This is a genomic window from Nostoc sp. NMS7, assembly GCF_017115085.1.
Taxonomy (GTDB): Bacteria; Cyanobacteriota; Cyanobacteriia; order Cyanobacteriales; family Nostocaceae; genus Nostoc.
In genome coordinates this window covers 25,208-37,895 of record NZ_JABXKJ010000201.1, presented here as the reverse complement: position 1 = coordinate 37,895, position 12,688 = coordinate 25,208, and the positions used below count along the sequence as shown (strand labels likewise).

At 42.2% G+C, this 12,688-nt stretch carries 9 protein-coding genes; 5 read left to right on the top strand and 4 right to left on the bottom strand.

Annotated elements, in window-relative coordinates; translation table 11 throughout:
* The first annotated feature begins 635 nt into the window (after positions 1 to 635).
* Positions 636 to 1,634: an RNA polymerase sigma factor, RpoD/SigA family gene (locus HWQ38_RS22615; RefSeq protein ID WP_292798031.1), complete on the top strand. Its 999-nt coding sequence runs from the start codon at positions 636 to 638 to the stop codon at positions 1,632 to 1,634.
* 393 nt (positions 1,635 to 2,027) lie between these two features.
* Here HWQ38_RS22615 and HWQ38_RS22610 read toward each other — a convergent pair whose 3' ends face one another.
* From HWQ38_RS22610 to HWQ38_RS22600, 3 genes are all read right to left on the bottom strand, one after another.
* The gene (locus HWQ38_RS22610) at positions 2,028 to 2,654 is read right to left on the bottom strand and encodes a Uma2 family endonuclease (RefSeq protein ID WP_292798029.1); all 627 of its coding nucleotides are present in this window, start codon (positions 2,652 to 2,654) and stop codon (positions 2,028 to 2,030) included.
* Positions 2,655 to 2,760: 106 nt separating this feature from the next.
* Positions 2,761 to 2,943 (bottom strand): hypothetical protein, encoded by a 183-nt coding sequence (locus HWQ38_RS22605; RefSeq protein WP_292798027.1) that lies wholly within the window; start codon positions 2,941 to 2,943, stop codon positions 2,761 to 2,763.
* 224 nt (positions 2,944 to 3,167) lie between these two features.
* Positions 3,168 to 4,664, bottom strand: coding sequence for an aldehyde dehydrogenase family protein (locus tag HWQ38_RS22600; protein ID WP_292798025.1), 1,497 nt, complete (start codon positions 4,662 to 4,664; stop codon positions 3,168 to 3,170).
* Positions 4,665 to 5,274: 610 nt separating this feature from the next.
* Here HWQ38_RS22600 and HWQ38_RS22595 point away from each other — a divergent pair.
* The 4 genes from HWQ38_RS22595 (at position 5,275) to HWQ38_RS22580 (ending at position 11,891) form a co-directional block, all read left to right on the top strand.
* Positions 5,275 to 5,997 (top strand): cyclase family protein, encoded by a 723-nt coding sequence (locus tag HWQ38_RS22595; protein WP_292798023.1) that lies wholly within the window; start codon positions 5,275 to 5,277, stop codon positions 5,995 to 5,997.
* 446 nt (positions 5,998 to 6,443) lie between these two features.
* A complete protein-coding gene (locus HWQ38_RS22590) occupies positions 6,444 to 7,403 on the top strand; it encodes a ribonuclease Z (RefSeq protein WP_292798021.1) in 960 nt (319 codons plus the stop codon).
* Positions 7,404 to 8,153: 750 nt separating this feature from the next.
* Positions 8,154 to 10,364, top strand: coding sequence for a polysaccharide biosynthesis tyrosine autokinase (locus HWQ38_RS22585; RefSeq protein WP_292798018.1), 2,211 nt, complete (start codon positions 8,154 to 8,156; stop codon positions 10,362 to 10,364).
* Between the two features lie 381 nt (positions 10,365 to 10,745).
* Complete coding sequence (locus tag HWQ38_RS22580) at positions 10,746 to 11,891, top strand: SpoIID/LytB domain-containing protein (protein WP_292798015.1); 1,146 nt, start codon at positions 10,746 to 10,748, stop codon at positions 11,889 to 11,891.
* Between the two features lie 59 nt (positions 11,892 to 11,950).
* Here the strand turns inward: HWQ38_RS22580 and rpiA are convergent, their stop codons facing one another.
* Positions 11,951 to 12,661: a ribose-5-phosphate isomerase RpiA gene (gene rpiA, locus HWQ38_RS22575; RefSeq protein ID WP_292798012.1), complete on the bottom strand. Its 711-nt coding sequence runs from the start codon at positions 12,659 to 12,661 to the stop codon at positions 11,951 to 11,953.
* Positions 12,662 to 12,688 lie beyond the last annotated feature (27 nt).

Genomic DNA, 12,688 nt, shown 5'->3' with positions numbered 1-12,688 from the left:
TTGGGTTTAAAATCCCGTCCTAGAAGGACGGCTTTTCTTGATATTGGATATATTTTTTAAGAACTTCAAGAGGCTGTTTTAGGTAATTCGATGACTTGTGTGTACGTCGTAGCAACACTTGCAGGAGTGATTTTTTTGCTTAGATTCCCAAAACGTAACTGAACTTAGGATAAAAATATAAAGAGTTAACCAGAGAAGGAAGGAAAAGTAATTTCATGCGTCATAGTCTACATGATGTCTGGCTAGTTACAGGATAATTATGGAGTAAAACAGGCTTTATGCCTGGTTTTGAGACTTAGGTTGTGTATTTCACCTTCCTTGAAATCCCCTGCAATTTGGACAGACATAACTTTTTCAATTCTTTGACAAGCTCCTGTCACATTAAGCTCTTAAGTTAACAAATATTAGTTTTGGCAAATCATTATACGTGACAAAAACCAGAAAAATCTTCACAAATTCTTGATTTTTACCTTTGAAAGTCAAGCTACAAACCGATTTCAATCACAATTTCATTTTGAAACTCTCTTCTCTATGAGACGCTGTGCGTAGCTTGCTTCCCTGTAAGGGTACAATTGTGAATTTTGAATTGTTAATTCCCTCTAAACCAACAAGTATTTCTGAAGGTACAAATAACTATGAATAATCTATCTAGCCAGTCTCTAGAAGTAAGTAAGAAAAATGAAAAACCTCTATATACTGCTGATACAGTGCGTACTTATCTTAGCGAGATTGGACGTATACCTTTATTAACTCCTGAGCAAGAGATTAATTTCGCCAAGCAAGTTCAACAAATGATGGCTTTACTTGCTGCCAAAGAAAAATTAGCTGTTCAATTAAAGCGTCAACCGACACAACAAGAGTGGGTAGAAAATATAAATATCGGCGAAAAATCACTGCTGCAACAGCTACGTCAGGGACATCAAGCCAAGCAGAAAATGATTCAGGCTAACCTGCGACTTGTGGTGTCTATTGCTAAAAAATATCAAAGACATAACCTAGATTTTCTCGACTTAATTCAAGAAGGAAGTTTAGGTTTAGAGCGAGGAGTTGAGAAATTCGACCCTAGTAAAGGGTACAAGTTTTCAACTTATGGCTATTGGTGGATTCGTCAGGCAATTACACGAGCGATCGCCGAAAAAGGACGTATTATCCGCTTGCCTATTCATGTTACAGAAAAACTGAACAAAATCAAGCGTATTCAACGTGAACTAACTCAAAAATTAGGTCGTATCCCTACCGCAGTTGATATCGCCGAAGAACTATCTTTAGATCCCAAACAAATTCGAGATTATTTACTTTTAGCACGTCAACCTGTCTCTCTAGAATTGCGAGTTGGCTCAGAAAAAGATACAGAATTACAAGATATGTTGGAGGATGATGGACTATCCCCAGAATTATACGCTGACCAAAAGTTTCTCGAACAAAATATTCAAAATTTATTGTTAAAATTAAATCCTCAGCAACGAGAAATATTAACTTTACGTTTTGGTTTAACAGATGGAAATGAACTTTCTTTAGTGCAGATTGGTCAACGTCTGGGTATTAGTCGAGAACGAGTCCGACAGGTAGAGCAACAAGCTTTGGGTGTTCTACGAAGACATAAGGATAAGATACACAGCTATCTAGCTAGTTAATTCTGATGGGCGTAGCCCACCGTAGGGATCGCAATCTACAAAACCAGAGATTGAATGCGCGGGAAGAATTTAAGGCAGGCAAGAAGTTGTTATTGGAAAAGATGAAAAGAGAGATTTTACAGTAGTGCGATCGCTGCCACTTCAAACGCCTTTTTCATCTAGCTCATCAGTATCACCTCATTAGACTCATCCGCGAATCATGAAAGCTTACCAGGAGAGAGTTACAAGGATTTGCACGGAAGGAGCGATCGCCATCTAGCTGTAGGAGGAAATGAGGGTTTGAAGGCATTAAGAGAGAAAAAAATGGAATTAGAGCAGAAACGCCTCATACAAAAATTTTGATTGTTAAGAAGTGCGATCGCCTGTCTTCAAAATTAGTCGAGTGGCTTGTGGCTATGTTGACAGACCTCCACCTTGAAAAATCTGTTCGGCGGTTAAATTCAATTCTGGGAAAGTAAACGAGACAATATGATCGCTGCCTCGAAACTGTCTGACTTGGTATTCGCCGTCAACTAAGGAGTAAACCCAGATAGTTGGTTGTTTGGGATTGCCAATAAACCGCTTACCACCTAAAGCTGCATAATCTACGATCCAGTATTCGGGAATGCCTACTGCCTCATAGTCAGCCACTTTTTTTAAATAATCATCTCTCCAGTTGGTACTAACTACCTCTATAACTAATGGGATTGATGCTGCTTGGCTTACAGTCGATTCTTTTTTCCACAAAGGTTCATTTACTAAATTAGTCCGATTTAATATCAGCACATCTGGCGAATAAGCTGATTCATTTTCTAATGGTTTAATAAATGCTGTTTTGGGAATGAAGTAGGGAAGTTTTAGTCGCCCAATTTCGATAGATATATTTAGCGCCAAAAATCCAACGACCTCTTCATGGTCGCCTGTTGGTGGTGCCATTTCAACAATTACTCCATCATGCAGTTCATAACGTTGTTGTAGGTTTTCTGGATACCAAGCGATGAATTCATCAAATGTTACTAGTTTACGTAAGGCTTGAATCATAATTTACTGCCTCCATTGCGATCGCTGGACAGTAAGAAGTTGAGCGAGTTGACCTCAGATGTAAGGCTGTCCAGGCGTGAGTAAATGTCTTGGATTTGTGCTTCTGTCATGCTAATTTCTCCTGATTATGTTCTTTTGGTGGTAATTCGCCACGCTCTTTTGCTTCTCTCATAGCTGTTTCAATTAAAAACGCGGCCAATGCAGCTGTAGGTCTGCCTTGAATTTGGGCTAATAATTCTAAATCCTCAAAAACGTAGTCTGGTACTGTTACTGAAAATTTTCTACTCACAGATTTATATATATTTCGAGTCATCATCATACCTCAATACTACGTGTTTACTCATTCGTTGAGTTATCAATATCACCAGTATTTCGGCGGCAATGGTCGAGTATTTATGAAGCCATAGAAGATAGCTTGCCACCACGCGCTTAATTGATGCAGTTGTACACGGCACAGTTGCCGCAAACAGGACAACTGTTATTAGCAGGAGATCATATTAATAGCGCATATAATTAACTGCGGTTATCTATCTGAGGGCGTTGCAAACTTCCAGAAAAGTCAACATAAACACTTTTCCATTCTGTGAAAACATCCATTGCAGTAGTTCCAGCTTCGCGGTGTCCGTTACCGGTTTGTTTCACACCACCAAAAGGCAAGTGTACCTCTGCACCAATAGTCGGGCCGTTAATATAGGTGATACCTGCTTCGATGTCACGCATGGCAGTAAAAGCCCGGTTGATATCGCGGGTGTAAACTGAAGAAGAAAGACCGTAATTGCTATCGTTGAGAATTGCGATCGCTTCCTCAAAAGAACTAACCTCAATCAATACCACTACTGGGCCAAATATCTCTTCACGCGCAACTCGCATATCACCAGTTACATCATCCAAAATAGTTGGTTGAAAGAAATAACCGTTTTTCAGTGAGCCTTCAGTAGCAATTTCTCCACCAATTAAAACCTTTGCTCCTTCCTCACGGGCGATATCCAAATACTTGCTCACCTGTTGGAGTTGCTTTTCATTGACAATCGGGCCAATATCTGTATTTGGGTCAGTGCCAGCACCCAAGCGTAACTTACTGGTACGCTCATAGAGCATGGTGGTAAATTTTTCTTTGATATCACGATGCAAAATCAGCCGACTGGTAGCCGTACATCGTTGCCCGGTTGTCCCAAATGCTCCCCACACTGCACCATCGAGAGCAAGTTCCAAATCCGCATCTTCCATCACGACTTGGGCATTTTTACCCCCCATTTCCAGACAGACGCGCTTGTGAGTGCGTCCGCAAGTAGCGCCGACAAAGGCACCCGTTTCTGAAGAACCAGTAAACGATACCAAATCTACATTGGGATGCTCAACCAAAGCTTTCCCCGCTTCCTCTCCCACACCATGCACTAAATTAATTACTCCTGGTGGTAAACCTGCTTGTTGGAAAATTTCAATCAATTTAGCTGCACAGGCGGAGGTATCTTCAGCAGGTTTGAGGATGACTGTATTGCCACACACCAAGGCTGGCATAGCTTTCCAGCAAGGAATTGCCACTGGGAAATTCCAGGGAGTAATTAAGGCACAGACTCCTATGGGCATCCGCACAGTCATGGCGAATTTATTGGACATTTCCGACGGTGTGGTTTGCCCAAATAGTCGCCGTCCTTCGCCAGCACTGTAAAAGGCGCAATCAATACCTTCTTGCACATCTCCCCTGGCTTCTGTCAGAGGTTTACCCATTTCCCGACTGATTAACTGGGCAAGTTCTTCTTTATGCTGGAGTAATATTTCCCCAACCCGAAAGATGTATTCTGCCCTAGCCGGGGCTGGAACTTTGCGCCAACTGTGGTAGGCTTTACGGGCTGCGGCTACTGCTGTATCTACATCGTTGGCTTGGGAACGGGGAAAGGTGGCAACGACTTCGGTTTTGTCAGCAGGGTTGCGGCGCTCCAGGGTTGCTTCCCCTACAGCACTCAACCATTTACCGTCGATGTAATTGCGGCAAGATAGCGGAGTTGTCATCTTGAAAATCTCCGGCTGATGAACTACTGAAATTTGTGTATTAAGTTTGCTTGCTTTCTTAGGTTATCCTCAAGTTATAGCAGACCGCTATTACTGTTCCTGAAAATATTCGTTTAATATTTCAACCAGCTCACAGCCCAATTCCACTACACGAGCAATCCTCAACGTAGAAATCACATAAGTTTAATCTATGATTAATTAAAATTTAACCTATTGGCTGTTAACTAAGATTAATTCACTTTTTGCTGCAACATTTGAACCTCCCCAAAAACCTAGAATTTCTAGTAATTGGGGGGATTATTTTTGTTATTATAGGAAATTAGAAGTAGAAATTTTGCAGTTGAATCGATTAAAAACCTTTCTAATGGTAGTACTATCTTTGCTCCGGCGTTGGCGAACCCAGGTCTTACCCTGAGCAGTTCGATAGGCTCACTGTCACACCTGCGCCGTACCCTTCTCTACGAGAGGCTGCGCCAACGGGAAGCAAGCTACGCGCAGCGCGATGCCCTGAGCTTGCCGTTCGCGCAGCGTCTCGTAGAGAAGGGTCTCGTAGAGAAGGGCATAGCACCTTTGAAAAAATCCCTGAGTACAAATAAAATAGAAGGCTGGGATGATACAACCCCAAAGTCAAAATAGTATCACCTACACACGCGTTATCCACCTAAGTCATGTAATTGACATAGATATTCCCCAATGGTCTGGAGATCCCACAGTAGAATTTGAAACTGTAGCTGAACTAAATAATGATGGCTATTACCTGCGGCGTTTCTCTTTGGGAGAACATAGCGCTACCCATATCAATGCCCCTAATAGTTTTCATAGTTATGCTATAGGAATTGACCAATACCCAGCCCAGTCTTTGGTTGTACCTGCGGTAGTCATAGATATTCGCCAAGCCACAGACGCTAATCCTGATTATGCCCTGACTATTGCTGATGTTCGGGCTTGGGAAAAACAATACGGTGAAATTTTTGGTGGCTGCGTAGTTATATTGAATACTGGTTGGCAAAAAAAGTGGTTTGATAAAAGTGCATTCCTGAATCATGATGCTGAAGGAATTGCCCACTTTCCTGGGTTTGGCAGGGCTGCGACTGAATTCTTACTGGATGAACGGCAAATAGCAGGGGTAGGAATTGATACTCATGGCGTAGATACTGGACAAGATAACAGTTTTGCGATTAACCGCTTAGTTTTAGAAAAACCGCGCATTGTGTTGGAGAATCTGACAAATTTGGATCAACTGCCACCTAAAGGTACTACTCTAGCGATCGCAGTTCTGAGATTACGTGGTGGTTCTGGTTCTCCTGTGGGGGTGTTGGCGTTCGTCCCTTAATTTTGATCAGAACTTTGACATCTGTTAAGAGTAATCTCTTTTTATACCCTAAGCTAATCGTCATTCATTTTTCCAGAATGATTCGCTTGTAGTAAAGGCTACACTACGGGAACGCTTCTCTACGAGAGGCTCCGCCAACGCCAACAGCCCTGCTTTTATGCAACTTAAATGCTCATTAGCTTACTACATCTGATTGCAACTTAGTATTAAAACTGAAGATGCACTTAATAAAGCAGAGGTATGTAATTCCATCCACAAATCGATGCGCTCGCTTCGGCAGAGATAGAATCAAGAACCTATTTGAGATTGCATCTTAATTAATCTAAAATTAGTATAATATTCCCAGTTCAAAAAGGCGACTTCCTCTCAAAAGTATTTTGCTCACGAACCGTGTCACTATAGAAAATAGAGCTGCAAATTGAGGAATAGGAAAACTAAAGAACGCTGTGCAGATAACATTCTTAGGGACGAGTTCAGGTGTACCCACGCGATCGCGCAATGTTTCCAGTGTAGCCCTGAGATTACCCCAAAGGGCAGAACTGTGGTTATTCGACTGTGGCGAAGGTACTCAGCACCAAATTATGCGGAGTGAACTGAAAATCAGTCAACTCTCCCGAATTTTTATCACTCATATGCACGGCGACCACATCTTTGGCTTGATGGGACTTCTTGCTACTTGTGGCTTGGCTGGCAATGTGGAACGAATTGATATATATGGCCCACCCGGATTAAATGATTACATTCAATCCGCCTCACGTTACTCCTACACACACTTTTCTTACCCCATTAAAGTCCATGCTATCCGTCCAGGGGTAATTTATGAAGACGATGACTTCACCGTTAGCTGCGGTGATTTGCATCACCGCATTACAGCTTTCGGCTACCGCGTAGCCGAAAAAGACCGATCAGGACGCTTTGATGTGGAAAAAGCCAAGGCGTTGCAAATTCCTCCAGGCCGCATTTACGGTCAACTCAAGCGCGGTGAAACAGTTACACTTACTGACGGACGGGTGATTGATGGCAGCCAATTATGCGGACCTACAGAAATTGGTCGAAAGATTGCGTATTGTACAGACACAATTTATTGTGATGGTGCAGTGCAATTAGCTCATGATGCAGATGTATTAATTCACGAAGCAACCTACGCCCATCAAGATGCAGATATGGCTTTTCAACGGTTGCATTCCACAACCACAATGGCAGCACAAACAGCTTTAGCGGCTGGGGCACATCGGCTGATTATGAGTCATTTTAGTCCCCGCTATGCTCCTGGAAATACCTTGGAATTGAAGGATCTCCTCAAGGAAGCCCGTGCAATTTTTCCCCGTACTGATATGGCTTATGATTTTATGATTCATGAAGTACCCAGGCGACGGGAAGTAGAGTTAACCAAGGTAGGCATTTAAATTTTGGACTTTCCTGCGGAACGCTACGCGTAGCTTGCTTCTCCGTTCGCGGAGCGCGATGCCCTGAGCTTGCCGTTCGCGTAGCGTCTCGTAGAGAAGGGTCTCGTAGAGAAGGAGTACGGCTACGGTTCCATCGAGCGACTTGTGCTGAGCGCAGTCGAAGTAAGTCGAGATGCTCAGTCGAACGATTATGGATTTTAGATTTCCTATTCAACCCTTCTAATCTAAAATCTAAAATTAACCAGGCTCTGTCTTGGAGTTTAGTGATCTAACTCATAACGTCCAGCCAATAGACAGCAGTTTAGTTTTACGAATAAGTCAACTAGTTAACCAATAATTTACGGTTAACTAGGTGTATCAAAAATATATAAATAGTATGGCTTAAATATTTTTCTGAATGTTTTTTTAGATTACGAGTTATCAAAAGAACTTTAATATATAGTAAGGTTGTGAATTAGAGAATTTTTTACTTAAATATTTAGGAAAAATAATTAATTTTTAGTCAAGATTTTTCTTTTTTAAGTAAAATATTTATTGAAAATTTATTCTTCCAACACTGATTAAGAATTTATATGCCTGAATTGATGAACATGAAAGCGCAGTTGGCATAATTATTGTGCCAAGTCAGCTTGTCATCGTTGGAAGAATAATTAAGTATGCTATTGCAGCTATAGGTGTAAAAAAATCATTTCACATTTTTCATAAATCTTCCAAATAAATATAGTGTTTCGATATTAGAGGAGTTTGATAGTGGCTAAGACTAGTCTGAATCAAGAGCAACAGGTTACTACTTCAGCACAAGGCGCAGTTGACATCAGACAACTATCTAGTATTTTGCTTCGCCGACGCTTTCTAATCTTGGGAGTTTCCTGTGTAGTTATGTCAGCTGCTAGCCTGTTAGCTGTCATTGCCAAACCTACTTACCAGAGCAATATGCAGATATTGGTGAGTTCCAATTTATCTGAAGGGGCACAGTCAAATAATATCCCAGTCGGGGGAGATACTCAAGTTACTGATTCCAATTCTCAAGTTATTGATTCCACTACTCAGATGAAACTTATGCTGAGTTCTAAGCTGCTCCAGAAAGCCGTAGATTTACTTCATTCTGATTATCCTGATATTACCTTAGAAGATATCAATGGGCAAACAGGACAGAACAAAAAAGCATCTCTAGAAGTGACTCCAGAAGAGGGAGGCATAGGAACTAATAAAATTTTTAATCAAGTATTTGAAGTTTCTTTTAATGATGATAATCCAGTCAAAGCACAAAGAGTACTTCAAACTCTACAGAAAGTCTATCAAAACTATAACAAAGACCAACAAAAAGAACGTCTGAATCAGGGACTAGCTTTTGTAAACACTCGCCTACCTGAAGTAAAAAAAGAGGCGAGTAAAGCGGAGAAAAATTTAGAAGAGTTTCGCAAGAAACATAAATTACTCGATCCTGAAGTCCAAAGTAAAATCCTGCTAGAATCTCTAGCCGATATTCAACAACAGCTACAAAGCACTCGTGCCAACCTTCAAGATGTAAACGCTCGCTACAATAACCTAGAGCAACAAATAGCGTCTTCATCCCAGCAAAATGAACTAATTTCTTCTCGTTTAAATCAGTCAAGCCGCTACCAAGCACTATTGAGTGAAATTCAAAAGACTGAACTAGCGTTGGCTAAGGAGAGGCTGCGTTATACAGACGATTACCCATCTGTACAAAAGCTAAAGCAGCAACGCCAAAGTCAATTATCGCTATTACGAGAAGAGGTGAAAGCTATTACTAGTAGCAATATGGGAGAACCTCTGTTCAAAGGGCAAATGGTAGGGGTTGAGCCAACGCTATTAGACGAGTTTATTCTGGTGCAGACAACTGTCTTAGGACTAACTGCCAATGAAAAGAATCTAGCCGAGTCAGAACAGCGACTACGCTCTGAGGTAAACAAATATCCAAGTTTAATAGCAGAGTATAACCGTCTGCTGCCAAAGGTAGAAAGTAGTCGCAAAACCCTTGAACAACTGCTTCAGGCGCAACAGTCATTGGGACTGAAAATTGCTCAGGAAGGATATAACTGGCAAGTTTTGACAGAACCTGCTCTGGGTACTTATATGGGGAGCAACAGATTATTACTTTTGGTTGGAGGAGCGGTAATTGGGCCGATTTTAGGTATCTTAGCAGCCTTGATTTGGGAAAAGTTTAATGACGCTATTTATTGTGCGGGAGATTTAAAGAAACTGACGAACCTACGTGTACTGGGGTCAGTACCAAAACTACCGTCGCGTGGTGGAAAGCGGCGGCTCGATCTGCCTTGGAATCGGCGGCGAAGTTCAGATGACTGTGTAATAGAAGCCATTACTAGATTGCCTGTCCATGAAAACCTGGACATGATTTACCAAAATATTCAAATATTAAAATATCCTTTACCCTTGAAGTCGCTGATGTTTACTTCAGCACTACCAGGAGAAGGGAAGACAACCTTAGTATTAGGGCTTGTGGCTAGTGCTATCCGGATGCATCGACGGGTATTAGTTATTGATGCTAATTTGCAGAATCCTAGCTTGCACAAAATCCTAGAACTATCCAATAACTGGGGACTATCTTTGTTATTAGTTGATGAGACAACTACTGATTTTCAAGATTACATCCAGCCCATTCACCCCTCCATTGATATTTTGACTGCTGGACCGGAACCAGAAGACACGGTGAAGTTGCTCAGTTCTCAACGGATGAAAGAACTAATAGAATTGTTTGAGCAAAGTTATGACCTAGTACTGATAGATGCTCCACCTATTTTAGGCACGGTTGATGCCAGAATTGTAGCATCTTTTTGCAATGCTATTGTGATGGTAGAGCGTATGGGGAAAGTGACCCGAACTGAACTGACTCAAGCTACAGAAATTTTGAGTAAGTTGAATTTAATTGGAATTATCGCTAATGAAGTGAGCAACTCTCAAAAGGTATTGGCATCATAGAGCGAAGAAGTAGAGGGCATTGGAAAGATGCAGTCTAGGCTAAAATGTTGCAAAAAAATTGTAGGTTGGGGAGCCACTGCGTTGCGCGGGTTAAGAGCGTTGTAGCAAGTGGCGTTGGAGGCTTTGCCAAAGCCAACATCCTGATAATCAGTTGGGTTGCGCTCCGCTCCACCCAACCTACGTCTACGTTTAATGCACTATTTTAGCCTAGAGGGTCTACTAGGTGCATTTCAAAAATCAAATACTAGTCCTATAGCTAAAGCAAAATGCATAATAAGTAGGAGGTGGCAACCTCCTGCGTTGGAGAAGTGTCTCATCTTAAAGTAATAGACGCCATAGTTGAGAGCGTCAATTAGATACTAGTATGATTAGATGATCAGCATGAAATTCCAACTTTACTTAGGCTCTTTATTTTCCCAGATTAAAGTACGTTATTGGTGGGTAAGTATCCTTTTGTGGATAGCTTTGGTTGCACCAGCCCAAGCGTCTGTAATCCTGCGCGTGGCAATTGAGAGGGGTGTTAATCAGGTAAAAGTGGGCACTTCCACCACTGGGATCGTTAAGGATAGTACTGGACGGACTCTCGGACAGTTACCAGCGATGAGTGCATATTATGCCCAAGCTGTTCCTGGGGGAGTGGCTTTAGATAAGTGGCAGTCTGGTTTATTTTGGATTGAGCCAACTGGTAAAGGATTCGTTTATATTGGCGATCGCTGGTATCGGGGTAGAACTCTGGTTGTTCCTACAGAAAAAGGCTTAACTGCTGTTAACTGGGTTGATGACCAAGAATATCTCTACAGCGTTCTTGGTGGCGAAATGGATGCTAGCTGGCCTCAAGAAGCTTTAAAAGCCCAAGCGATCGCAGCCCGTACTTATGCCCTCTACGAACGAGAAAAACAACGGAATAATCCCGTTTACGATTTAGGTAATACCCCAGATCGTTGGCAAATTTACAAAGGTGTAATCAGTGAAGCTCCTTCTACTTACGCCGCAGTCGATTCCACACTAGGGCAGGTACTAACTTACAAAAACCAGATTATTCTCTCAGTCTTCCACGCTTGTTCTGGGGGACACACTGAAAACGTCGAAGATGTTTGGGGAAGCAACGAGCCTTACCTACGTGCTGTTCAAGACTACGATCAAAATATCCGCGAGTGTAGTTGGGTGAAAACCTTCTCACCTACTGAAATTAGCGCTAAATTTCCTCAGGTGGGGAGTGTGACGGCGATGATTCCAGAGACATACTCACCTTTCCGCAGTGTTAAAATCTTGAAAATTGTCGGCAACAAGGGCACAAAGGTGCTACAGGGCGAGGAAGTGCGAACAGCCCTGAAGTTAAAAAGTACCCGCTTTACCGTCACCAAGGGAGCCGATGGTAGTTTTGTACTGCAAGGGCTTGGCTACGGTCATGGTTTAGGCATGAGTCAGTGGGGGGCGTACAATCTGGCTCGGCAAGGAGTAAACCACCTGCAAATTTTGGGACATTATTATCAAGGTGTAGCCCTAACAGCAATTCAGCCGAAGTAGTCCACTCCTATTGCTTAATTTTGGATTTTAGATGCCTCTAAAATCCAAAATCTCTACTCTTAGAGTTGCTGCACTAATGGCTGACCATCTTTGACTTCACCAATCAAAACTAAATCGACACAGTTAACGAAGATGCCATTTTCCAGAACGCCAGGAATGTTATTCAATGTCTTTTCTAGGCTGGCTGGATCTTCAATCGAGTCAAATCTGACATCTAAGACAAAATTTCCTTGATCAGTGATTACTGGGCCAGCTTTTTTTACACCCATGCGGAGTTCTGGTTTGCCACCAAGTTTTTTGATCGCATTGGTAACAGGAGTAATTGCCATTGGAATCACTTCCACGGGTACAGGGAAACTAGAACCTAAGCGGTCTACTAACTTCCCACTGTCTACCACAACGATAAACTGTTCTGCCAGATAATCTACGACTTTTTCGCGGGTATGTGCTGCACCACCGCCTTTAATCAAATTCTTCTGCGGATCAACTTCATCAGCCCCATCAATGGCAATATCAATGTGGTCGATAGCGTCCAAGGTGGCGAGAGGAATACCGTACTGCTTCGCCAGCACTTCTGATTGAAACGAGGTAGGTATGCCAATGATATCTTTGAGTTCACCGGACTTGAGGCGATCGCCTAAATACTGAATCGTATATGCTGTAGTTGACCCCGTACCCAACCCCACAATGGAACCCGACTTGACTAGGGCTGCGGCGGCTTTGCCAACTTCTTGCTTCATCAACTTTACGGGATCTGCTGCTGCTGTCATTCCCAAAACTCCTGAAAAACTGACTAT